At 74.1% G+C, this 23,517-nt stretch carries 19 protein-coding genes; 11 read left to right on the forward strand and 8 right to left on the reverse strand.

Annotation, left to right across the window (positions count from 1 at the left end; all coding sequences use genetic code 11):
• Positions 1 to 108: 108 nt before the first annotated feature.
• Positions 109 to 768: a hypothetical protein gene (locus IPL61_35315; protein MBK9036461.1), complete on the reverse strand. Its 660-nt coding sequence runs from the start codon at positions 766 to 768 to the stop codon at positions 109 to 111.
• 470 nt (positions 769 to 1,238) lie between these two features.
• Between IPL61_35315 and IPL61_35320 the strand changes: the two genes are divergently transcribed.
• Positions 1,239 to 1,853 carry a TetR/AcrR family transcriptional regulator gene (locus tag IPL61_35320; GenBank protein ID MBK9036462.1) on the forward strand — a complete coding sequence of 205 codons (615 nt, stop codon included), beginning with the start codon at positions 1,239 to 1,241 and terminating at the stop codon, positions 1,851 to 1,853.
• Between the two features lie 123 nt (positions 1,854 to 1,976).
• The gene (locus IPL61_35325) at positions 1,977 to 2,909 is read left to right on the forward strand and encodes an SDR family oxidoreductase (GenBank protein MBK9036463.1); all 933 of its coding nucleotides are present in this window, start codon (positions 1,977 to 1,979) and stop codon (positions 2,907 to 2,909) included.
• Between the two features lie 55 nt (positions 2,910 to 2,964).
• Here the strand turns inward: IPL61_35325 and IPL61_35330 are convergent, their stop codons facing one another.
• Entirely contained in the window at positions 2,965 to 4,587 is a 1,623-nt protein-coding gene (locus IPL61_35330) for a response regulator (protein ID MBK9036464.1), read from the reverse strand.
• A 101-nt stretch (positions 4,588 to 4,688) separates the two neighbouring features.
• On the opposite strand from IPL61_35330, the gene pepQ reads away from it, so the two are divergent.
• The 4 genes from pepQ to IPL61_35350 all read left to right on the forward strand — a co-directional run bounded on the left by pepQ (position 4,689) and on the right by IPL61_35350 (position 11,507).
• On the forward strand, positions 4,689 to 6,011 hold the full coding sequence (gene pepQ / locus IPL61_35335; GenBank protein MBK9036465.1) for a Xaa-Pro dipeptidase: 1,323 nt from the start codon (positions 4,689 to 4,691) through the stop codon (positions 6,009 to 6,011).
• A complete protein-coding gene (locus IPL61_35340; protein MBK9036466.1) occupies positions 6,008 to 7,438 on the forward strand; it encodes an FKBP-type peptidyl-prolyl cis-trans isomerase in 1,431 nt (476 codons plus the stop codon). The genes pepQ and IPL61_35340 overlap by 4 nt, the downstream gene beginning before the upstream one ends.
• Positions 7,439 to 7,488: 50 nt before the next feature.
• Positions 7,489 to 8,469: an aminoglycoside phosphotransferase family protein gene (locus IPL61_35345; protein MBK9036467.1), complete on the forward strand. Its 981-nt coding sequence runs from the start codon at positions 7,489 to 7,491 to the stop codon at positions 8,467 to 8,469.
• Positions 8,470 to 10,607: 2,138 nt separating this feature from the next.
• Positions 10,608 to 11,507, forward strand: coding sequence for a DUF4215 domain-containing protein (locus IPL61_35350; protein MBK9036468.1), 900 nt, complete (start codon positions 10,608 to 10,610; stop codon positions 11,505 to 11,507).
• Between the two features lie 171 nt (positions 11,508 to 11,678).
• On the opposite strand, the gene IPL61_35355 is transcribed toward IPL61_35350, so the two are convergent.
• The 4 genes from IPL61_35355 to IPL61_35370 form a co-directional block, all read right to left on the reverse strand.
• The gene (locus IPL61_35355; protein MBK9036469.1) at positions 11,679 to 12,131 is read right to left on the reverse strand and encodes a hypothetical protein; all 453 of its coding nucleotides are present in this window, start codon (positions 12,129 to 12,131) and stop codon (positions 11,679 to 11,681) included.
• A 92-nt stretch (positions 12,132 to 12,223) separates the two neighbouring features.
• Entirely contained in the window at positions 12,224 to 14,236 is a 2,013-nt protein-coding gene (locus IPL61_35360) for a hypothetical protein (GenBank protein MBK9036470.1), read from the reverse strand.
• Positions 14,237 to 14,267: 31 nt separating this feature from the next.
• Positions 14,268 to 14,597 carry a hypothetical protein gene (locus IPL61_35365; protein MBK9036471.1) on the reverse strand — a complete coding sequence of 110 codons (330 nt, stop codon included), beginning with the start codon at positions 14,595 to 14,597 and terminating at the stop codon, positions 14,268 to 14,270.
• Between the two features lie 12 nt (positions 14,598 to 14,609).
• Positions 14,610 to 15,089, reverse strand: a complete 480-nt coding sequence (locus IPL61_35370; GenBank protein MBK9036472.1) for a hypothetical protein — start codon at positions 15,087 to 15,089, stop codon at positions 14,610 to 14,612.
• A 227-nt stretch (positions 15,090 to 15,316) separates the two neighbouring features.
• On the opposite strand from IPL61_35370, the gene IPL61_35375 reads away from it, so the two are divergent.
• A complete protein-coding gene (locus IPL61_35375) occupies positions 15,317 to 15,949 on the forward strand; it encodes a helix-turn-helix transcriptional regulator (GenBank protein ID MBK9036473.1) in 633 nt (210 codons plus the stop codon).
• Here IPL61_35375 and IPL61_35380 read toward each other — a convergent pair.
• Positions 15,894 to 16,679: a hypothetical protein gene (locus IPL61_35380; GenBank protein MBK9036474.1), complete on the reverse strand. Its 786-nt coding sequence runs from the start codon at positions 16,677 to 16,679 to the stop codon at positions 15,894 to 15,896. The two genes, IPL61_35375 and IPL61_35380, sit on opposite strands and share 56 nt — an antisense overlap.
• 260 nt (positions 16,680 to 16,939) lie before the next feature.
• A complete protein-coding gene (locus IPL61_35385) occupies positions 16,940 to 17,827 on the reverse strand; it encodes a PTS sugar transporter subunit IIA (protein ID MBK9036475.1) in 888 nt (295 codons plus the stop codon).
• Between the two features lie 102 nt (positions 17,828 to 17,929).
• Between IPL61_35385 and IPL61_35390 the strand changes: the two genes are divergently transcribed.
• From IPL61_35390 to IPL61_35405, 4 genes are all read left to right on the forward strand, one after another.
• On the forward strand, positions 17,930 to 18,823 hold the full coding sequence (locus tag IPL61_35390; protein ID MBK9036476.1) for a PrsW family intramembrane metalloprotease: 894 nt from the start codon (positions 17,930 to 17,932) through the stop codon (positions 18,821 to 18,823).
• Positions 18,820 to 20,814 carry a trypsin-like peptidase domain-containing protein gene (locus tag IPL61_35395; GenBank protein MBK9036477.1) on the forward strand — a complete coding sequence of 665 codons (1,995 nt, stop codon included), beginning with the start codon at positions 18,820 to 18,822 and terminating at the stop codon, positions 20,812 to 20,814. Before IPL61_35390 ends, IPL61_35395 begins: the two co-directional genes overlap by 4 nt.
• Positions 20,815 to 21,131: 317 nt before the next feature.
• Positions 21,132 to 22,547, forward strand: a complete 1,416-nt coding sequence (gene pcnB, locus IPL61_35400) for a polynucleotide adenylyltransferase PcnB (protein ID MBK9036478.1) — start codon at positions 21,132 to 21,134, stop codon at positions 22,545 to 22,547.
• Entirely contained in the window at positions 22,544 to 23,431 is an 888-nt protein-coding gene (locus tag IPL61_35405) for a class I SAM-dependent methyltransferase (GenBank protein MBK9036479.1), read from the forward strand. Before pcnB ends, IPL61_35405 begins: the two co-directional genes overlap by 4 nt.
• Positions 23,432 to 23,517 lie beyond the last annotated feature (86 nt).

A 23,517-nucleotide genomic window follows, 5' to 3' on the forward strand; every position in this document is an offset into this window, starting at 1 on the left:
CACCACGCGATCGCCACAACCCACCACGTCCTGGTCATGGTTCACTTCGACCGCCTCAACCTGACGAAGGTCAAGTCGGACGTGGGTCCCGCCGCTGCGCCGGCGCCCTCAGGCGGCGTCGAACGTCGCGTACAGCGATGGCTGGATCGCCGTCGGCCAGACCGCCGCGACGATCGCCGCGGTCGCGGCCAGCGCCTGCGCCAGCGGCGCACCCCACGGCGGCGCGGCCGCGCGCGCGAGGGCGGTCCGGGCAAGGCCGACGGTGTCGTCGTCATCCTGCGCGAGTGGGTCATCGGGCAGCGCGTCGTAGTACGCGCGGTGATCGGTCGTGTTGGCGAGGAAGCGTCGCAGGCCGTGCGGGGTCGCGAGCGCCGCCTGCACCCGCAGGCTGGCGTTCTCGCGGCGGAGATCGGCCAGCGAGTCGTTTGCGAGCCCCCAGTTGAGCTGGTGCATGCTGTCGCGCCCCTCGACCAGCCAGTGGCACACCTCGTGGAACACGATCTGCGCGACGCAGTCGTCGGGGTCGAGGATCTGCGCGGTGCCGATCGCCAGGGTGCCGCGACCGTCATAGTCGGCGTAGGCCCCGTCGGCGCGCACCACCCGCAAGCCCATTTGCTCGGCCGCTCTGACCCACACCTCGTCGAGCGGGTCGCGGTACTGGCAGGTCGAGCGGCGGGGCGTGGGGACGATCTGCGACAGGTCCACGGCGGTGGGCAGGCTCATGCCGGCGAGCATGCCGACCGCGCCGCCGCCGCGCGATGCGCGCACCTGTGGCGCTCGGTCGCGCCGCCGGCACCGTCGTCGACAAGGGCGGTCGCCTGACGCCGGTGACCCGCACGCGGGCATCCTGGCGATGACCAACCCCGGCCATCGCCTGGCTTCCCTCGCCATGCATGGACCTCCAGGAAGTGGGGCCCTCGAATGGAGCGTCGATCGAAGGTGATTCAAGAATCGACAGGATCTCGCCGACCGGTGCGGGGCCCCCCTGTGCGAGCGTCACGGCCTCGCAGCAGCGACAACGATCGTCCGGAAGACGGATGCTGCTGTGCCCTCGCGACCGACGTTGAGCCGGCCCCCCCCAGAGACCGCGCGAACCTCGTCAGCCCCACGGGATGCGCTCCTGGGTCACATATCACTGAAATGTGGGACTTATTTGGTCTTGCGCCCGGTCGCGCAGATCCGGATCCACATTTTCGCTTGCACTCCGCCGAAGGAATGAATATTCATTCCCTGTCCTGATGAGCCATCGTCCGACCGCCCCGACCGCCCCGACCGCAGCGCCCCGTGGGCGTGGGGCCGACAAGCGCGAGGCGATCCTGACCGCGGCGCTCGAGCTGTTCGTCGCGCGCGGGTTCCACGGGACCGCGGTGCCCGAGATCGCCGAGCGCGCGGGCGTGGGCGCGGGCACGATCTACCGGCACTTCGCCTCGAAGGAGGCGATGGTCAACGAGCTGTACCGCCAGCACAAGCAGCTCCTGACGGCGCGCGTGCTGGCCGACTTCCCCGTCGACGCCGTCGCGCGCGAGCAGTTCCGCGCGCTGTGGCACCGGATGGCCCGGTACGTCGCCGACGAGCCGCTCGGGTTCGCGTTCCTCGAGCTGCACAACCACCGCTCGTACCTCGACGCCGACAGCCTGGCGATCGAGGCCCGCATCCGCGACTTCGGCATCGGCTTCCTGACCGCGGCCCAGCGCCGCGGCGAGGTCCGCGCCGGCGACCCGATGATCCTCATCGGCGTGGTCATGGGCGCGTTCATCGGCCTCGTCCGCTTCGCGGGCGAGTGCAAGTTGACGCTCGACGACGCCGCCTGGCGCACCGCCGAGCAGTGCGTCTGGGAAGCCATCCGCAGCTGACCGGATCGCACCGATCCCCTCGGGATCATTTCGTTTTTTCCATTGACGGAATGAACATTCATTCGCATCCAGTCACCCACTCTCGACTTCGCATTGTCTCATCGTCGCCAACAGGAGCTCGTCATGACCCGCTCGTCCTCGCTCGCCCGCTCGTCGTCCTCCGCCACCGCCGCTCGCCAGGTCGTCCTCATCACCGGCGCCACCGCCGGCATCGGCCGCACCACCGCGCTGCACCTCGCGGCCGCCGGCTACCACGTGATCGCCACCGGCCGGCGCGTCGCCGAGCTCGAGGCCCTGCGCCAGGACGGCCCCGCGAACCTGTCGACCGCGGTCCTCGACGTCACCTCGGCCGCGTCGATCGCCGCCGCGGTGGCCGAGGTCGACCGGCTCACCGACGGCCACGGCGTCGACGTGCTGGTCAACAACGCCGGCTTCGGCGTGGTCGGCCCGCTGACCGAGATCTCCGACAGCGAGCTGCGCCGCCAGTACGACACCAACGTGTTCGGCCTGATGGCGGTCACGCGCGCGTTCGTGCCGGCGATGCGCGCCCGCGGCCGCGGCCGGATCGTCAACGTCTCGAGCATGGGCGGCAAGATGACGATCCCGTTCATGGGCGCGTACAACTCGACCAAGTACGCGCTCGAGTCGCTGTCCGACGCCCTCCGCTACGAGCTGCGCGCCTTCGGCGTCGACGTCGTGCTGATCGAGCCCGGCGCGATCCACACCAAGTTCGGCGACACCGCGATGGGCCCGGTCGATCAGTACAAGGACAGCGCCTACGCCGCCGCGATCGCGCGCGCCGATCAGCTGCGCCAGCGGATGGAGTCGACCGCGGTCGGCCCCGAGGTCGTGGCCCGCGCGATCCACAAGGCCATCCGCCGCCGGCGCCCGGCCGCGCGCTACGTCGCGCCCTGGTACGGCCGGCTCGTCCTCGGCGTGCTCGCGATCACGCCGACCCGGATCCAGGACGCCGCGATGCGCCGGCTCAGCTACCTGAGCCCCGGCCAGCTCCGCCCGCCCGCCGCGCCCGAGCAGCTCGCGCCCTCGGCCCGCTGACCGCGGCCGCCAGGCGGGCGACCCCCGTCCGGGTTCGGCGGCGCCCCGCTGCCGATCAGGCGCGCCGCTGGACGGTCGCGATCAAGTCCAGCAGCGCGTCGAGCGGGATCGGCTTGTCGATCAGCTGCCCGCCGCGCGCGAGCACCAGCTCGCGGATCGGGTCGGCGATGCCGGCGGTCATCAGCACCAGCCGACGCACCAGCTCGGGCCGCGCGCGCCGCAGCGCCTCGAGGAAGCCGAGCCCGTCGGTGCCCGGCATCATGACGTCGCACAGGATCACGTCGTGGTCCTCGCGCAGCAGCCGCGCCATGGCCGCGGTCGCGTCGTTCTCGATCGTCACGTCGTGGTGGCCGCGCAGCTGTCGCCGCATCGCCCGCGTCAGCGCGTCCTCGTCATCGATGATCAGCACCCGCGCGCGCCGCGCCGACGACACGGCCACCGCCGTGGTGGCGACCGGGGCCGGCCCGGTCCGCACCGGCAGCCGGACGACGAACTCGGTGCCAGTCGCGGGACCGCTGATCACGACGACCTTGCCGCCGAGCCGCTCGACCACCGACCGCACCGTCGCCAGGCCCAGGCCCCCGGCGCCGCCGACGCGGCCGGCGTAGAACGGCTCGAACACCCGCGCGTGCTGCTCGGGCGACAGCGTCCGGCCGGTGTCGGCCACGGCCAGCTCGACCCAGCCGTCGCGCGCGCCGACCCGCAGCGCGATCTCGTGGTCGGGCTCGCCGGCCGGGATCGCGTCGGCGGCGTTGACCAGCAGGTTGATCACGACCTGCGCCAGCTTGCGCGGATCGGCGTCGATCGCCGGCACCGGCGCCAGCTCGAGCGCCACCCGGGCGCGGTGGCGGAGCTGGCTCACCACCAGCGCGTGGGCCTCGCGGCAGACCTCGACCAGATCGACCGGCTCGATCTGATCGGGATCGGGCCGCGCGAACGCGCGCAGCGCGCCGACGATCGCGACGATCCGCTCGAGCCCGCGGATGTTGTCGTCGAGCATCTCGGTCATCTCGTCGAGGACCGCGCCGATCCGCGCGGGCGTGCCGTCGGCCGCGGCCTCGTCGCCGAGGTCGCGGCGGAGATCGTCGACGTGCTCGCGGCAGGTCGTCAGGTTCATCAGCACGTAGGCGGCGGGGTTGTTCACCTCGTGCGCCACCCCGGCCGCGAGCGTCGCGATCGCGCCGAGCCGGTCGAGCTCGCCGACCCGGGCCCGCAGCTCGCGCGCGCGGCCCCGGGCGATGGCCGACTCGATCGTGCGCCGCACGATCGCCGGGTTGAGCTGCTCGATCGTCAGGTGGTCGTCGGCGCCCGCGGCCAGCCAGCGATCGCCGTCGACGCGCGCCCCCGGGCCGCGCTCGATCGCGATGATCGGCGGGTGGACGCGCTGCTCGACCAGCCGCACCATCACCGCGGCCGCGGCGGTCGCGGTCGCGTCGAGCAGGACGACGTGCGGCGCCATGCGCTCGACCTGCGCCACGACGTCCTCGTCGGTCGGCGCGCACACCAGCGCGCGGTACCCGATCGTGGCGACGACGTGCTCGATCGCGCTGCCAGCCGCCGCGACGATCACGACCCGGACCGCGCCGGCGCTGCCGCTGCGCGCGCGGTCGACCGCGGTCAGCCCGCTGGTGGTGCCGACCACGACCGACTCGACGATGCCGTCCTCGTGCCTGGTCATCGAGGGTGCCGGGCCGCTGCCGAGATCGCGCTCACGCGACGACGGTAGCAGGCCCGGCCCTCGACGCGCCATCACCCCGGAGGTAGGGTCAGCTCCCGCGCATGCTCGACCTCACCACGCCCTATCGCGATCACCTCGCGACCCTCACCGCGGCCTACCACCGCGTCCTCGCCGACCATCACCTCGACGCGATCGTGCTGGCGTCCGGTCAGGCCGCCCCGCGATGTCGGTTCGACGACCAGTCCTGGCCGATCGCGATCACGCCGGCGTTCGCGCACTGGCTGCCGTTGCCCGAGCCCGACGCGTTCGTGGTGATCACCGCGGCCGACCGGCCGCGCCTGATCCGGGTGGTCACCGGCGACTTCTGGGAGTCGACGCCGACCGCCGAGTCAGCGTTGTTCTGGGATCATTTTTCGGTGATCGAGGTCCCGGACCTGGCCGCGGCCGCCGCCGCGCTGCCGCGGGGCCGGGTCGCGCTGATCGGCGACCGCGCGCCCGCGCTCGACGGCGTCGCGGCCAACCCGCCCGAGGTCGTCGCCGCGCTCGAGGCGCTGCGCACGCGCAAGTCGGCGTACGAGATCGCGTGCCTGGCCGAGGCGACCGAGCGCGCGGTGCGCGGCCACCGCCACGTCGAGCGGCTGTTCGCCGAGCACGAGGTCAGCGAGCTGACGTGCCACCTGGCCTACCTGGCCGCGAGCGCGCAGTCCGAGACCGACACGCCGTACCAGAACATCGTCGCGCGCGGTCCCCACGCCGCGGTGCTGCACCACACCCGGTACGACAAGCGCGCCCCCGGCGACGGCGCCGCCGGGTCGCTCACGCCCGACGGGCTGCTGGTCGACGCCGGCGCCCGCTACCTCGGCTACGCGTCCGACATCACCCGCACCTGGGCCCGCGGCACCACCGCCGACGCCGCGCTGTTCGCCGGGCTGGTCGGCGCGGTCGACCGCCTGCAGCAGCAGCTCTGCGCCGAGCTCCGCGTCGGCGACGCCTACGAGGCGTTGCACGACCGCGCCCACGCGCTCCTGGCCGACGCGCTGATCGAGCTCGGCATCGGCCGCGGCGGCGCCGACGCGCTGGTCGAGCGCGGCGTCACGCGCGCGCTGTTCCCGCACGGCCTGGGCCACTCGCTCGGCCTGCAGGTGCACGACGTCGGCATGAGGCTGCGCCCGCCGCGTCCCGACAACCGCTTCCTGCGCAACACCAGCGTGATCGAGGCCGACCAGGTGTTCACGATCGAGCCCGGCTGCTACATCATCGACGCGCTGGTCGAGCCGCTGCGCGCCGACGACCGCCGCGACCTGCTCGACTGGGACGCCGTCGCCGCGCTCCGGCCGTTCGGCGGCGTCCGCATCGAGGACAACGTCGTCGTCACCGCGACCGGCGCCCGCAACCTGACCCGCGCCGCGTGGAGCGCCGCGTGAGCACGGCCCGCGCCGTCACGATCACAGCGCTGGCGCTGGCCCTGGCGCTGGCCGGGTGCCAGCGCAAGCGCGCGCCGGCCCAGGGCGCGGCCGCCGCCGGCCCCGTCGACGCGGGCGCCGCGCCCGGCCCCGGGCCCCGGACGCAGGTCAAGCCGCCGCTGCCGCTGACGCCGCCGGCCGACGCCGAGCGCGTGAGCGGCGTCACCGAGGCGCCGGCCGCGGTCGTGCTGATCAAGCGCCTGCAGCCCGGCACCGGCGCCCGCCCCGGCCGCAACGACACCGCGATGCTCGAGTTCACCGGCTGGCGTCCCAACGGCGACACCTTCATCACCACGACCGCCCGCAAGCGCGCCCTGCCCAAGAGCCTGGCGCTGATGGCGCCGGGGTTCGCCGCCGCGGTGCAGACGATGCAGATCGGCGAGCGCGCGATGGTGTGGGTGCCGGCGGAGCTGAGCTACCCCGGCAAGGCCGAGGGCACGCCCGAGGCCACGATCTACGAGATCGAGCTGGTCGGCTTCGAGCCGGCGCCGACGACGCCGCCCGACCTGACCGCGCCGCCGCCGACGGCGGTCGCGACCGCCTCGGGCCTGCGCTCGCTGGTCGTGCGGCCCGGCAAGGGCACCACGCACCCGCGCCCGTTCGATCAGGTGACGTACCACTACAGCGCCTGGGACGCGACCGGCCGACTGTTCGACTCGTCCGAGGTGCGCAAGCGCCCGAACACGACGATCGGCTTCCGCGAGTGGCGCGGCATCGAGGAGGCGCTGACGCTGATGGTGCTCGGCGAGCGACGGCGGGTGTGGCTGCCGGCGGCGCTGGCCGATCAGACCCTGCCGGGCCTGCCGCCCGGCACGCTGTGCTTCGAGCTCGACCTGACCGACCTCAAGCCGCTGGCGCCGCCGCCGCCGCCGCCGTCGCTGGCCGAGCTGGCCGCGCCGCCGGCCGACGCCCGCACGACCGCCCACGGCGTCCGCTACAAGACGATCAAGGCCGGCGCCGGCGCCGCGCGGCCCACGGCGACCGATCGGGTCGCGGTGCACTTCAGCGGCTGGACCCTCGACGGCCGGCTGTTCGACAGCTCGGTCCCGCTGGGCGTGCCGGTCGACGCGCCGGTCGCGAAGTTCATCCCCGGCTGGGTCGACGTGCTCCAGACCATGGCGGTCGGCGAGCGGACGCGCGCGTGGCTGCCGGTCGAGCTGGCGTTCAACCACGAGCCCGGCCGCCCCGCCGGCCCGGTGGTGTTCGACCTCGAGCTGGTGGCGATCGCGCCGCCGCCGACCGCGCCGACCGCGCCGCCGCCGCCGAAGGCGCAGCTGGTGCCGCCGACCGCGCCGACCGCGCCGACCGCGCCGACCGCGCCGCCGCCGCCGAAGGGGCCGCTGGGGCCGAAGGGGCCGCTGGTGCCGCCGGTCGGACCGACCAAGTGACCGTCCCGCCGACGGTGCGCGCCGCGTGGGGCTGGGACGAGCGCCACCAGATCACGCCGCTGACCGGCGGCCTGATCAACGCCACCTTCGCGGTGCGCCGGGGCGGCGCGCCGATCGCGGTGGTGCAGCGGCTGCATCCGATCTTCGCCGGCGAGGTCAACCTCGATCTCGAGCACGTCACCGCGCACCTGGCCGCGGGCGGGCTGGCCACGCCGCGGCTGATCCGCACTGCCACTGACGGCGCGGCCTGGCTGACCGACGCCGAGCTCACCTGGCGCGCGCTGACCTGGGTCGACGGCGTCGCGCACCACGCGGTGCCGTCGCTGGCGGTGGCGGAGGCCGGCGGCGAGCTGGTCGGGCGCTTCCACCGCGCGGTCGCCGAGCTCGAGCACGACTACGCGTTCGCGCGCGCCGGCGTCCACGACACCGCCGCGCACCTCGCGCGGCTGCGCGCCCACCTCGATCGCGCCGCCGCGCTCCCGGCGGCCGGCGACGAGGCCGTCGGGCTCGGCCACGACGTGCTGGCGGCGGCGACCGCGCTGCCGCCGATGCCCGATCTGCCGCGGCGCCACACCCACGGCGATCTCAAGATCTCCAACCTGCTGTTCACGCCGGCCGCGCCCGCGCGCGGCGTGTGCCTGGTCGACCTCGACACCCTCGGCCTGCAGACGATGGCGTTCGAGCTGGGCGACGCGATGCGGTCGTGGTGCAACCCGCGCGGCGAGGACGCCGGCGCGGTCGGGTTCGACCTGGCGATCTTCGCCGCGGCGGTCGGGGCGTGGCGCGACGTCGTCGGCGCGCGCGTGACCGCGGCCGAGCGCGCCAGCGTCGTCGTCGGGCTCGAGACCGTGTGCGTCGAGCTGGCCGCGCGGTTCACGACCGACGCGTTCGAGGATCGCTACTTCGGCTGGGATCCGGCGCTGTTCCCGTCGCGGCGGGCGCACAACCTGGTGCGCGCCCGGGGCCAGCTGGACCTGGCCCACGCGGTGCGAGCGGCCCGGACCGACGCGCTGGCCGTCGTCGCGGGGTAGGCGCCCGACGCTGCGATGTCGGGTCGCGCACGCTGCCGGGGTGTGTCAGCGCGACGGCGCCCCCACGGCGCGAGGATTTCGGCCAAGATACGCGGATGCCGCTTCGTCGACTCGGGCTGATCGCGGTGCTCGCCGCGTCCTCGGCCCACGCCACGCCGAGCACGGATCGGGTCCGCGCCAGTCACGCTCGACCGATCGAGGTGCTCACGGCCGCCGCCACGCTCGAGCCGGTGCGCGACTACGTCGACGTCGCGTACCAGGCGGTGCCGTCCGGACGCGGCCGCGCCTGGGCCACGCTCGTCACCGCGCTGCCGGGGCTGACCGAGGCCACGTGGGATCGCGCCACCGGCGTGCCGTCGCGCATCTGGGGCCGCGGCCTCGACGTCCCGGGCAGCGTCGCCGATCCGGCGATCGCCGCCGCCGCCGCGCGGCGGGTGCTGGCCGATCACCTCGCGCTCCTCGCGCCGAGCTCGGCGCCGTCCGACTTCGTGCTGGTCGCCAACGACCTCGACGGCGACATGCGCACGATCGGCTTCGTCCAGCTCTACGGCGGCCTCGAGGTGATCGGCGGCCAGGTCAGCTTCCGCTTCAAGCACGACCGCCTGTTCGTGATCGGCTCGGAGGCCCTGCCCGAGGTGGACGTCAGCTGGCCCCGCCACGGCAAGCCGGCCACCGAGCTCGCGGCGCTGGCCGGGCCGGCGACCGCGCTCGACCTCGGCCTCGCCGTCGCCGACGTCACCACCCGCACCGACGGCGCGCCCGTGATCGTGCCGCTGGTCGGCCATCGGCGCGTGCTCGGCTACCGGGTCGCGGTGCCGGTGATCGTCGACGCCGGCAGCGCCGGCGCGTGGCGCGTCTGGGCCGATCCCACGACCGGCGCGCCGCTGGTGCGGCGCTCGATCACGCCGTCGGCCAACGGCTCGACCCGGGTCGACGCGGTCGTGCGCTACCCCGGCCGCGACCGCGCGATGTTCGCGCCGGTGCGCATGCAGGTCCGCGCCGGCGGGGTCGACACCGTCACCGACGACCGCGGCGGCTTCACCTGGGCCGGCGCCAGCGCCACCGACGTCACGCTGTCGCCGACCGGGCCCGACGTCGCGCTCGAGAACGTCGGCGGCTCGGTGGCCACGCTGTCGGCCTCGCTCGCGCCCGACCGGGTGCTCGAGTGGAACCCCTCGGCCGACCCCGCCGTCGACGCCCAGGTGTCTGCGTTCGTGCACGCGACGCTCGTCCGCACCTACGCCCGCCGGTTCGCGCCCGACCTGGAGTTCCTCGACGAGCAGCTGCCGGTGCGGGTCAACATCGCCGACGAGTGCAACGCGTTCTCGAACGGCACCGCGATCAACTTCTTCGCCGCCAGCGATCGGTGCGAGAACACCGCCCGGATCGCCGACGTCGTCTATCACGAGTTCGGCCACTCGGTGCACGCCCACGCGCTGATCCGCGGCGTCGGCTTCTTCGACGGCGCGTTCTCCGAGGGCCTGTCCGACTACCTGGCGGCGACGATCACCGACGACAGCGGCATGGGCCGCGGGTTCTTCCGCACCGACACGCCGCTGCGCGAGCTCGACCCGCCCGACTCCGAGAACGTCTGGCCGCGCGACGTCGACGAGATCCACCACACCGGCATCATCTTCGGCGGCGCGATGTGGGATCTCCGCAAGGCGCTGATCGCCCAGCTCGGCGATCACGACGCCGCGGTGCGCCTGGCCGACCGGCTGTTCTACGCGGCGGTGCGCCGGGCCTCGAGCATCCCGGCCACGCTGATCGAGATCCTCGCGGCCGACGACGACGACGGCGATCTGAGCAACGGCACACCCCACGAGTGCACGATCCGCGCGGCGTTCGGCCGCCACGGCCTGCGCACGCTCAAGGGCGACATCGACGCGGCCGGCTCGGTCGGCAGCGCGATCACCGCGCCGCAGCCGGTCCGGCTGACCCTGACCGGCGTCGACGACCGCTGCGGCGACGAGATCACCGGGGTCAAGCTCGAGTGGCGCCCGCGCGACTTCGGCATCATGGCGGGCACGACCGACGCCAGCGCCGACGGCGTGATCTGGACCGCGGGCCTGCCGCTGCCGACCGACGGCAACGCGCTGTTCTTCCGCTTCCGGGTGCAGTTCGCCGACGGCAGCGAGATGGTCTACCCCGACAACCGCGCCGACCCCTGGTACCAGCTCTACCACGGCGACGTCGTGCCGCTGTACTGCACCGACTTCGAGCGCAACCCGCTGGCCGAGGGCTGGCGGGTCGGCGGCGACGCCGCCGAGGTCTGGCAGTGGGGCGGCCCGGGCGGCAGCCTCGGCGTCGGCGATCCCGGCGCCGCGTTCTCGGGCACCCGGATCATCGGCACCGGGCTGTCGTTCGTCGACGCCACCTACCGCGCCGACGCGACGATGTGGATCGAGACGCCCACGATCGACGTCGGCACCTACTCCGACGTCCACCTGCAGTACCGGCGCTGGCTCAACGTCGAGGACGGCTTCTACGACCAGGCCACGATCGAGGTCAACGGCGAGCAGGCCTGGGTCAACCTGTCGTCGCAGGGCAACTCCAGCCACACCACCCACCACGAGGACAAGGCCTGGCTGTTCCAGGACGTGCCGCTGAGCTCGCGCATCTTCGACGGCACCGTCACCGTCCGCTGGCAGCTCGACACCGACGCCGGCTTCGAGCTGGGCGGCTGGAACGTCGACGACGTGTGCATCGTCGCCAACCCGCGCGCGGTGTGCGGCGACGGCGTCCGGACCTCGACCGAGCAGTGCGACGACGGCGCCGCCAACGGCGACGGCCCGGGCCAGTGTCGGACGACCTGCCGCCGCGCCAGCTGCGGCGACGGCGTCGTCGACGACGGCGAGCAGTGCGACGACGGCAACGACGACGAGCTCGACGGCTGCTCCGACGTCTGCACGGTGATCGAGCCGCGCGCGACCGAGGTCAACGGCACCTGCGCCGCGGGCGGTGGCGGCGGCGGTGGCGCTGGCGGGCTGGCGCTGGCGCTGGCGGCGCTGGTGGCGCGCCGCCGACGCGCGCGCTGACGGTCAGCGGCCGCGCGGCATCGCGCCGCGGGGCCATCGCGCGCTGGCGGTCAGCGGCCGCTCGTGGCGCGACGTCGACGCGCGCGCTGACGGTCAGGGGCCCGCGGCCTCGCGCCGCGGCGCCATCGCGCGCTTGCGGTCAGCAGCCGCTGGGGGCCATCGCGCTGACGGTCAGAGGCCGCCCGGGCCCATCGCGCCCTGGCCCTGCCCGCCTCGGCCCTGCCCACCCCGGCCCTGCCCGCGCGGCCCCTGGCCACGCTGGCCCTGCCCGCGCTGACCCTGCCCGCCCTCGCCCATCGTCTGCCGGAGCTGGCGCCGGTGGCGCTTCACGAACCGCTTGGCCTGCTGGCGCTCGCGCCCGGTCAGGCGGCCGTCGTGATCGCGATCGAAGCGCGCCAGCAGCAACTGCCGCAGCGCCGGCGGCAGGCGCCCCTGCCGATCGCCGGCCCGGGCGTCGCGGCCGGGTCGGTCGCCAGGCCCGCGCGGGCGGGCGGTGTCGTCGGGGCCTGCCGGGCGCACCGGGCCGCCGGGCGGGGCGAGCGGCGGCGCCGGCTGCGCCGCGGCGGCGCCGCCGAGGAGGGCGGAGAGCAGGAAGGTGAGCGCGAAGGTGGGGAGGCGGGGCATGCCGTACCGACCCGCCGCGCCCCGGGAAGGTTAGGCCCGCGCGTGGTGATCACCGGCGACGCGCCCGGTGCCGTCGGCGCGATCGGCCGCGATCACTGGCACGGCGCCGACAGCGGCCCCGGCGCCACCACCGTCGGCGTCCCGGTGCGCACGTAGCTGTCGAAGAAGCACCCGTACTGGTGCTTCACCTCGTCGAGCTGCCGGTAGATGTAGTGGGCGTCGACGATGCCGTCGCTCTCGTACTGCACCACCACGCGCGTGGTGCCGGCGCCGCCCGGGCCGACGACGTTGGCCGTGACCGGGTAGGCGGCCAGGCCGTCGAGCCCATCGAGCGCCAGCGCGGTCTGCATCGCCGACCACGCCTCGGTGCCGGCCTGCTGGTTGCCGTAGGCCAGCGCCGCGGCGTCGTAGACCGTCGTCGGGAAGTACACGTCGCCCTTGCCGACCGGCTCGTAGACGTGGTGCACCGGGTGGCCGGGCAGCGGCATCCGCGCCAGCCGCGCCATCGCCACCATCGGCTCGGCGATCTCCCAGCCGCTGCCGAGCAGCGCCATGCCCGGGTGCAGGAACGTCAGATCGTCGGCGCCGGTCTGGAACACCGACGCCAGCAGGCCGCGCGCGCCGTCGATGAGCCCGGTGTCGAGGATCATCAGGTTCCAGAAGCCGCCGGCGCCGGTCGGCACCAGCACCGGCACCCGCGGCTCGACCGCGCCGAAGATGTTGGTGTACATGCCGCCCATCGACTGGCCGCCGGCGACCAGCTTGGTGGCGTCGAAGTGATGGACCGTGGCGTCGGCGCCGCGGCAGCTCGCCAGCGTCGCCGCCGGGATCTGGAGCTCGAGCAGCGCGTCGAGCAAGAGCCGCTGCTCGAACAGGCCCTGCTGGAACGTGAACGGGAACGCCGTCAGGTTCTGCAGGTTCAGGTAGGCGTAGTCGCTCGCGCCCGGCAGGCGCTCGGGGTTGGCCGGCAGCGCCGCCGACGCCGCCGCGATGCCGTAGCGCGCGACCACGAACGCCGGGCCCTCGCCGACGATCGGCTCGCCGGTCGGGGTCAGGGTCTTGCCCAGATCGACCACGCCCGAGCTCAGCCCGCCCGACCCGTGGAAGAACTGGTACAGCGGCCAGCCGTCGGCCGGCATCGGCCCGGCCGGGATCGTGATCGTGATCGGCACGGTCAGGTCGGCCTGCTTGATCGGCGCGCCGGCGCCGTCGAGCATGAACACGCCGCCGCCATCTGAGAACGGCACCGCGCCGGTCTGGAACTGCGGGAACGTCACCTCACCCACCAGCTCGCAGAAGCTGCTGGTCGGGTCGGTGTGGACGCCGTCGGTGTCGACGTGCAGGTTGGCGATGACCGCGTCGTGGGCGGCGCGCACCGCCTCGCTGCGCGCGAACGCGAGCGCGTTCTCGTCGCCGGTCGTGAACACCGTCGCGGTCAGCACGTCGGCGGCCGGCACGCCGATCATCGTCAGCGTCGGCCACAGCGGCGCGTACGCGGCCGCGGTCGCGGCGCCGCGCGCGCCGGCCGGCACCTGGCCCGCGGCCAGGTCGACGATCGCCGCCGGCCGCGCGAACTCCGGCGCGGCCGCGGTCCGCACGACCACCGCGTAGGTGGTGTGCGGCGCCAGCACGAACCCGGGCCGCGCGGCGACGCCGACGACGTACGACGGCGCGAAGAAGTCGGGCGCGAACGCCTGCGCCACCACCGGCACCAGGCGGCCGCGGTCGGGCGAGGCGGGATCGACGTCGACCAGCAGGATCGGCGCGGTCGGCGCCGCGGCGATCACGTCGGTCGAGCGCCACGCGGTCGTGGGCTTGGTGAACCGAAAGTACGCGACCGGCATCATCGGCGCGCCGACCCGGGCGTCGGCCAGCGCGAGCAGCTGCCGGATGATCTGGACGTTGCCCGAGTTGGGGAAGCCGCCGTAGGCCTGGGTGCCGTCGGCGTCGACGCGCACGTCCGACGGGAACGGGGCGTCGAAGAACGTCGCCCCGGCCAGCTCGCCGTCGAGCTCGAACAGGACGTCGGGCGTGGCGCCTCCGCCGTCGTCGCCACAGGCGCCGAGGCCGAAAAGCGCCGCCAGGACCAAACCGCGAGCGTGCATCGACCGATGAGAGCGCGCCGCGCCGGGCGAGTCAATCGCCGGCGACCTGGTCGGGCGCGCTCCGCTGCCAGGCCCGCCGCAGCTGGTCGAGGTCGACGCCGAGCTCGGCCAGGGCGTCGAGCGAGGCCGGCGCGTCCTGGTGCACGACGTCGAGCAGCGCCGCGAGCGCGTCGACGTCGCTGGCGCCGTGCCAGGCGTCGAGCGCGCGGGCCACGCGCACCACCACCGCGCCCTCGGTCATCATGCGCGCGTCCCGCCAGCGACCGCGGCCGCCGCAGCGCGGGCACGGCCGCGCGTGCGGCCACAGCAGGCCGCACACGAAGCAGTCGTCACCGATGCAGCCGTCGCGGATGCCCTCCACGAGCGGTGGGGCCTACTCGCCGCCGCCGCACGGGTCGGCGCCGTCGCCGCACGGGTCGCCGCCACCGCTGCCACCCTCCATGTCGTCGCCCATGCCGTCGCCCGCGCCGGCGGGCGCCTCGCGCATGTTCGGCATGCCCTCCATGACCTTGTTCATGTCGGCCTTGAGCGACTCCTGCTGGGCCGGGGTGATCTCCTGCTGGCAGGGGTCGAGCGTGGCCGGGTCCGTGGCGTTGCGGATGCAGGTGAGCGCCGCGCTCGACCACTTGTCGGCCACGCAGTGGTCAGCGATCAGCTGCTGCATGTCGCCGACCATGGCGTCCAGCTGGTCACCGCCCTCGCCCTCGCCGCCCATCTGCTGCTTGAGGATGGCGCCCATGTTGGTCGCCGCGGCCATGCAGCTGTCCTTGGTCGCGCCGCCCTTCTGCGAGCCACCGCACGCCGCCGCCGCCACCACTGCCAACGTCATCACGATCGTTCCGAGCTTGGTCATTGCGAAAATTCTCGCATGAGCCCGGCGCCGGCGCGCGCCCCCGTGAGCGATTCGTCAGGGCCAGGCGACCGGCCCAGCTTTCCGGGCTTGCGGCTGGTGCGGTGGCCGGGTCGCGCCGCGCGCCGACGCCGACGACCGGGGTCGCGCTCGTGGCGACCTCGGCCCGTGGGCCGCGACCGCCGCACCAACGCCGACGACCGGGGCCGCGCTCGTGGCAACCTCGGCCCGTGAACCGCGACCGCCGCATCAAGCCACGCAAGGGGCCGACGACCCGCGCGGGCGCCGACATCATCGCGGCGGTCGTCGACGCCGCCGCCCGGGTCCTCGAGGACGGCGGGCTCGACGCGTTCACCACCAACCGAGTCGCCGAGCTGGCGGGCGTCAGCATCGGGTCGCTCTATCAGTACTTCCCGAACAAGGACGCGCTGCTCGCCGAGCTGGCCCGCCGGATGGAGCGCCACACCGAGGCGCTGGCCGTCGAGATCCTGCTCACCTCCGGCGCCGCCCCGCTCGCCGCCGTCGGCGCGCGGCTCATCGACGCGCTGCTCGGTGAGCTCGGCGGCATCCGGCTCCGCCAGGCCATCCGCCGCTCGGTGCCCCCGAGCTGGACCGCGCCGGTCAGCGCCGACGTCGATCGCAACGTCCGACGCGAGGTCGCGGCGGCGATGACGAGCCGCGCCGATGTCCGCGCCGGGCCGCACGGGCTGATGGCCTGGATCGTGGTCCACGCGATCGAGCAGGTGATCGAGGTCGCGGTGGTGCACGAGCCCGAGTTGCTGGCCGCGCCCGGGTTCCGCGCCGAGCTCATCGAGCTCGTCGTGCGCTACCTCGGGCGAGCAGCGCCTGCACCCGACGCTTGACGTCGTCGGTATAGACCCCGACCTGGGCCTCGCCGCCGCTGAGGCGGACGAAGGAGGGGCACCGCGCCGGCGGCGAGACGACCTCGACGCCGACCTGCTTGCCGGTCCGCACCTCGTAGATCGTCAGGACGGTGTCCACGAACGCGATGGTCACGGTGCCCACGCCGCCGGAGTAGCCCGAGCAGCGCTTGCGCCGCGACGTCTGGCGCCGGGTCTGGTCGACCACCCAGTCGATGTCGGCGAGGGTCCGGCCGGGACCGACGACCTCGTGCATCATGCTCTGACCGATGAGGACCGCGGTGTCGAGCCGGGTGTCCGCGGTGGTGAACCGGACCGGTCCGCGCCGCACCAGCGCGAACGCGTCCATCAGGGGGAACCCAAGGTCGACGGTGGCCGCCGGGACGGCGGTCGACACCGGCGCCTGCCCCTCCAGCGCCACCTCGATCGGCGTCGATGCGGCGAGCTCGACCGAACGCGTGAGCGCGTCGATGGAGATCGCGCCCACGTCAGCCACGGGCACGGCGAGCTGGATCAAGCCACCCGACGCGGGCACCGTCACGCCACCTGCGCTCATCGTGGCGCCCGCCGGCAGCCGCGCGCCCTCGATCCGCATGACCAGCGGCGCGTCCCCGTTGCCGGCGTCGATGCGCGAGGTGATCGTCGCATCGGTCTGCCGGTAGTCGGGCACGTCGAGGATGATCTTGGCGGTGTCACCCTGCCACCGGATCACCGGTGGGAGCGAGGGGCGCGCCGGGCGCGCCGACGCGCTCGGCTGCTCGCTCGCCGTTGGCGCCGGCGTGGACGCTCGACCGGACTCACAGGCAGCGAACGCGAGGGTCGACAGGATGGCGAATGCGGGGCGGTTGCGCATGGCCCCACATCTAGCCAGCTTCGTCGGCAGGTCCTACTCGCGGCGGCACCGCCGGAAATCGCAGCGAGTCCGAATAGTTCACCACCGCGACCGGCGCCTGCTCGCGGCCGCGTGCGGCCTCAGGCCTTGGCCTTGGGCTTGCGGGCCCGCGGCTTCTTCTTGGGCGGCGCCGCGGCGGCGTCGGCCTCGGCCTTCTGGGCCGCGCCGAGGCGGCGGATCGCGCGCAGCCGCAGGGTCTTGTCGAGGCGCGGCGCGAAGTCGGCGGCCGTCGACGGCTCGGGCACGAGCCCCGCCCGGGCCTGCTCGTCCTCGCGCAAGAGCAGGGCGCGCAGCTTGTCGGGCGACGACATCGCCCGCAGCTTGGCGATCGTCTGCGGGTTGCGCAGCGCCCGCGCCAGCCGCCCCAGGATCGGCAGGTGCAGCTTGTCGTACTTCAGGCCCATCAGGAAGTAGAGGAACGTGTTGCGCCCGTCGGGCGCGCCGAACTGGATGCCCTCCCACGACCGACCGCACACCAGGAACGGGCGGACGATCTTGCCCTTGTCCTTGGCGCGGGTGTGCAGGAACGCGACGCCGCCCTCCATCGCCGTCGACGCCAGCGACTCGCGCTCGACCACCTGGCCGACGAACCACGGCTTGTCGGTCAGCCAGCCGTTGCCGTAGGCGCGCGCCGCGAGCTCCTCGATCACCGCCACCGAGGTCCGCGCCTTCAGATCGACGATGATCGCCGAGTCGGGCAGCAGGTCCTCGAGCGGCAGCTTCATGCCGTCGGGGATCTCGGTGAAGTGCTCCTCCTCACCCAGGAGCTCGCGCTCGAGCCAGCCGTCGACGTCCTTCTTGCGGAACTGCCACTGACGATCGCCCCCCACCGACGGCAGCTTGCCCGTCGTGACCAGCTTGTAGACGGTCTTCTCGTCGAGGTGGAGGTACGCGGCCAGCTCCGGCAGGGTCAGCAGGCCCTCCTCGGGCTTCTTGGGACGCTCGGCGGCCGCGGGCTTCTTGGTCATGCGGGCGCGACTCTACCACCACCCCATCACCCCTTCGCCGGTTGGCGCCGGCCGACGCCCCGGAAAGTCGCGGGCCGGCGGCCGGCCGTCTACAATATCGGTGTGGCGGTCCCGCTCCCTCGCTGGTCCTTGCGCCGCGCCCGCGTGCTCGTGGGCTCGAAGCTGGCGCTCGTGCTCGGCCTGGTGGTGTTCGTCGCGCTCGCCTGGCTGATCGAGCAGGTGCTGGATCTGCGCGGCCCGGTGCAGATGTCGCCGGTCCTGGCGATCGTCGTGGCCGGGGTGCCCGCCAGCCTGTGGCTCGCGTTCTTCTACCTGCAGGATCGCCACGAGCCCGAGCCGACGACGTACGTGTTCGGCGTGTTCCTGCTCGGCGCGCTGGTCGCGGCGCCGCTGTCGGACTTCGTCATCTACCAGCTCGCGCCGCCACAGCCGCTGGCGCAGCACGGCCTCGGGACCTTCGCGCTCGACCGCGTCGTCCACGCCACGCTCGTGGTCGGGCTCGCCCAGGAGCTGTGCAAGTACGTGGCGGTCCGCTACACGGTCTTCACGTCGCACGAGTTCGACGAGCCGATGGACGGCGTCGTCTACATGATGGCGGTCGGCACCGGCTTCGCGGTGTGGCTGAACTACCACCGCCTGCAGGGCCAGGGCGGCGCGGTGTTCCTGTCGACCGGCGCCGCCGAGGTCGTGATCACGACGCTCGCGCACGCGTCGTTCGCCGGGTTCCTCGGCTACGTCCTCGGGCGCGCCAAGTTCACCCGGCGCGGCCCGGTGTCGCGCGGCGTGCTGCTGTTCCTCGGGCTGCTGGGCGCCGCGGTCATCAATGGCCAGTTCAGCCTGGTCGAGGACTGGGTCACGACCCAGGGCCTGGCCAGCCACCCGTGGAAGGGCGTGGGCTACGCCGCCGCGCTGGCCGCCGCGGTGTTCGGCGTGCTGATGCTGTTCGTCCAGCGCCTGCTGGCCGACTCGCCGTTCCGCAAGGACGGCGCGCCATGACCGCGCCGCGCGATCCCCACGCGGACGACGCGGACGACGCGGACGCCACGCCCGCCGCCGACGCCGCCACGCCCACGCCCGCCGCGGCCACCCCCGCACCCACCGCGCCCGCCCCCGCGCCCGCGCCCGGCGCCGACGACGACAGCGACGATCCGTCGGCCTCGGGCTCGATGTCGGCGATCGAGGAGCCGTCGCTGGCCGGGCGGGCGTGGCGCCGCGCGCAGACCATCGGCCCCGCGGTCGCGGACGTCACGCGCCAGGTCGCGTCGGCGCTCGGCCCCGCCTCGCCGTACCACCGCCACGACTTCATCGTGATCGCGCTGGCGCTCGGGGTCGTCGCCGCTGGCGGCTACGCCCACCGCCGGATGATCGAGCCCACCATCGAGACGTTCCAGAGCCGCGGCCTGACGTTCACGCGCCCGGCGACCTGGCTCGCGCCCGAGGAGGTCGATCCGGTCGCGCCGCGGCTGGTGCCGGCCCGGACGCTGCGGCCGCGCGTCCCCGGCGAGCTGCCGTACCACGTGGTCTACACCTCCTCGCTCGATCCCGACGTGCGCATGGAGGTGCGGATCGAGGCGCCGCCGCCGTGGTCCAACGTGATCGCGAGCCTCGAGTTCGACCGGCGCACCCGCTGGGGCGAGCTCTACGCCGCCGATCGCAGCCAGGTGCGGACCCACGGCCGCCACAGCTGGCTGCGCACGTCGTTCCGGTTCGCGTTCGCGCCCAACAAGGGCGACGAGCCCCGGGTCGGCCACGCGATCGAGCTGGCGACGGTCGACCGCGAGCGCCTGTACGCGGTGACGCTCTACGGCTCGGCCCGGGCGGTGGCCAAGCTCGCGGCGGCGATCGAGCCGACCCTGCGGGTCTCGTCGCTCACCGGCAAGCCGCTCTTGTCGACGTCGGCGCGGCTGCAGGCGCCGCTGCCAGCGCCGGTCCAGGCCGCGATCGATCGCACCGTGATGGTGATGGTCGCCGACGTGGTCGACGGCGAGCTCCGCGCGGTCGGCGGCGGCTCGGGCGCGATCATCGGCGCCGACGGCTCGGTCCTCACCGCCCACCACCTGCTGGTCGACAACCTGCGGCCCCACGCGGTGTTCGTGATCGCCCGGGCCCACGGCGCCGACCGCCCGCCCGAGATGGTCTGCGCCGGCAGCCCGAGCCGGTCGAAGCTGTGGCCCGAGATGGACCTGGCGCTGGTGAAGTGCGACGTCGACCTCGACGGGCGGCCCTGGACCCCGGCGCAGTCGGCCGCGTGGCCCGCGTTCGCCCGCCGACCCGAGGCGGACCTCCAGCCCGGCCAGCGCCTCTGGGTGATGGGCTTCCCCGACGTCAACGCCGGCGCGTTCGCGGTGTCGCCGGGCGCGGTCCAGGGGCTCGCGACCGATCCCGCCAGCCCGACCGGCAACTACGTCAAGACCGATGCGGTGATCACTCTCGGCAACTCTGGCGGCCCCGTGGTCGACGAGACCGGCGCGCTGATCGGGATCGCCTCGGCGGTGCGGGTCACGACCTCGATCAGCGGCTCGTCGCTGTCGACTACCACCAGCGGGCTGGTGCGGCCGATCGGCGCCGCCGGCCCGCTGCTGGCGATCGTCCGCGCCGGCTGGGTCCCGCGCGACGGCCACACGTCGATCGATCTGGAGCCGACGGCGATCGAGGCCGAGGCCGAGGGCGTCCGGCTGTCGACCCGGATCGTCGGCAACGCCAACGGCCAGCCGATCGCCGGGGCCCTGCTGATGATCATGCGCGCGGGCGTGTCGGCCGGCGACGTCGACATCAACCGCCTGGACGATCAGGTGATCTCGTGGGGCCGCTCGGGCACCGACGGCGCCGTCTACCTCAAGCAGCCGGTGCCGGCGCCCGGCACGTATACGGTCATGGTGACCGCCGACGGCTACAGCCCGCTGATCGGCGACGGCGCCCTCCGGCTCGACGCCGGCACCCCCGCGTACTTCGACCCGTGGGGCGAGGTCCGGCTCGGAGCCCAGTAACAGTTCTACGCTGACTGGAATTCGATATCGTCCGACATGTTGCTGAAATCACACAGTTCACATCTGCTCACATCACCTTTAATGCAACGGACAATACGATCTATGGCATGAAGTTTCGCCATTGGTGAAATTTCCCCTTGCCACCTCGCCACGGCGACACTATCAATAGAACCAGCCGCACGCTTCTAGCGTTCGCTGGCGCCGCAGCAGGCTGTCCCCCCGGCCGCTGCGGTTTTTTTTTGTCCGTCGAGCCCGGTGCGCACCGCGCCGGCGGTTCCTTGCTCCCGGATCCGCGGACGTGCTACCCACGGCGAAAGATGCCCGCGCTTGATCATGCGCTGATCGATGGGGATGCCGAGCGGGTGGTGCGACGCCTGACCAAGGGGGGCTTCACGGCGTACCTGGTCGGCGGCTGCGTCCGCGATCTCCTCCTCGGCCGCCAGCCCAAGGACTTCGACGTCGCCACCAGCGCGACGCCCAACGAGATCCGGGCCCTGTTCCGCAACTGCCGGATCATCGGCCGCCGCTTTCGCCTCGCCCACGTGTTCTTCGGCCAGAAGATCATCGAGACCGCGACGTTCCGCGCCAACCCGCGGGACGACGAGGACGGCGACGAGGGCGACCTGCTGATCCGGCGCGACAACGTGTTCGGGTCCGAGACCGAGGACGCGCGCCGGCGCGACTTCACGATCAACGGCCTGTTCTACGACTTCGAGCGCGAGGACGTGATCGATCACGTCGTCGGCCTGCCCGACCTCGAGGCCCGGCTGGTCCGCACCATCGGCGACCCCGACGTGCGCTTCCGCGAGGATCCGGTCCGGATGCTGCGCGCGATCAAGTTCGCCGCCCGCTGCGACCTGACGATCGAGCCGGCGACCTACGCGGCGCTGCTGCGCCAGCGCGAGGAGATCCGCAAGAGCGCCCCGCCCCGGGTGGTCGAGGAGATCTACCGGCTCCTGCGCGGCGCCGCCGCCCGGCGCTCGCTCGAGCTGGCGCTGTCGACCGGCTTCGTCGACGTGCTGTCGCCGTTCCTGGCGGCGCTGTACGACCCGGGCGACGCCGACGACGCCGAGGGCCCCGACGACGGCGCCGACGATGAGGTCGAGCTCGACGACGAGGAGCGGGCCTGGCGCCGCGTGTGGCTCGACGACGTGCGGCCGCTGCCGGCCCGCCGCCCGCCCCTGCGGCTGCCGTTCCTCACCGACCCCGCCGAGCTGGCGCGTCGGCGCACGCTGGCGTGGGCGACGCTGGGCCACCTCGACGAGCTCGTCCGCCGCGGCGGCGAGCCGGCCAACGCCCTGCTCATGGCGGCGCTGATCGCGCCGTTCGTCGCCGACACCATCACCTCGCCGACCATCCGCCCGGGCGACGCCCACCAGGCGGTGATCGCGGTGTCGCAGCCGCTGCTCGACCAGCTCTCGGTCGCGCGCCGGGACGCCGAGCGCATCCGCTACGCCCTGTTCGGCCTGCGCCGGGTCGCCGCGGCCCGGGCCAAGAACCAGCCGGTCGAGGGCGGCGGCGGCGGGCGCGAGTCCCTCGAGGACGCGGTCGTGCTCGACGAGCTGCTGACGCTGGCCCGCGGGGGCGAGGCGGTCGAGCTGGTCGCGCCGGTCGGTGACGACGACGCCGAGGGCGACGACGACGACCCCGCCCGCAAGCGCCGACGTCGGCGTCGAGGCGGTCGGCGGCGCCGGCCCGAGGACGACGCCGCCGCCACCGCGCCCGCGTCGTGACCCGCCCGCCCCGACCCGGCACCCGCCGCGGCGCCAGTGGCCCGCGCCCCGAGCCGGACCGCGCCCTGGCCGTCGCGCTGGGCGCCCGCGAGCACTACCGCGACGCCGCGCTCTACGACTACGAGTACCGGCGCCGGCGCGACGACGTAGCGTTCTACGTCGAGCTGGCCGGGCGCGTCGCTGGCCCCGGCGGCCGGGTGCTCGAGCTCGGCTGCGGCACCGGCCGCATCACCGCGGCCCTGGCCCGGGCCGGCTTCGAGGTGGTCGCGCTCGACGCCGAGCCGGCGATGCTCGCCGGCCTGGCCGCGCGCATGGCGCGGCTGCCGCGCTCGGTCGCGGCCCGGATCACCCCGGTCACCGGCGACCTGCGCGACTTCGCGCTCCAGCGGCGCTTCCCGCTGATCCTGGCGGGCTTCAACGTCCTCGAGCACCTGTACACCCGGGTCGAGCTCGAGGCGTGCCTGGGGCGCGTCCGCGCGCACCTGGCGGTCGACGGCGCGTTCGCGTTCGACGTGCAGCTGCCGGATCCGGGCTGGCTGGCGCGCGATCCGGTCCGACGCTGGGCGCGCACCCGGTTCCGCCACCCGGTGACCGGCGTCCCGACCTGGTACACGACCAACCACGACTACGACCCGGTGAGCCAGATCGCCATCATCCGGATCTACTACCAGCCGTGCGCGGGCGGCCCCGAGGACGTCGTGCTGCTGTCGCAGCGCAAGTACTTCCCGGCCGAGCTCGAGGCGCTGATCGCCCACGCCGGGCTGCGCGTCGCCGAGCGCTACGGCAGCTTCGAGCGCGGCCCCCTCGGGCCCGACTCGGACAGCCAGATCCTCGTCTGCGGCCGCGCCCGCGCGCGCACGAAGCGCCATCCTCGACGGGCGTGACCACGATCCTCGACGGAGACTGCGCGTCCGTTCAGCCGGCGATCGATTCTCGTCGAGAAAACCAGCTGTTACCGTCGAGGAATCGC

The sequence above is a fragment of the Myxococcales bacterium genome (assembly GCA_016717005.1).
GTDB lineage: Bacteria > Myxococcota_A > Polyangia > Haliangiales > Haliangiaceae > UBA2376.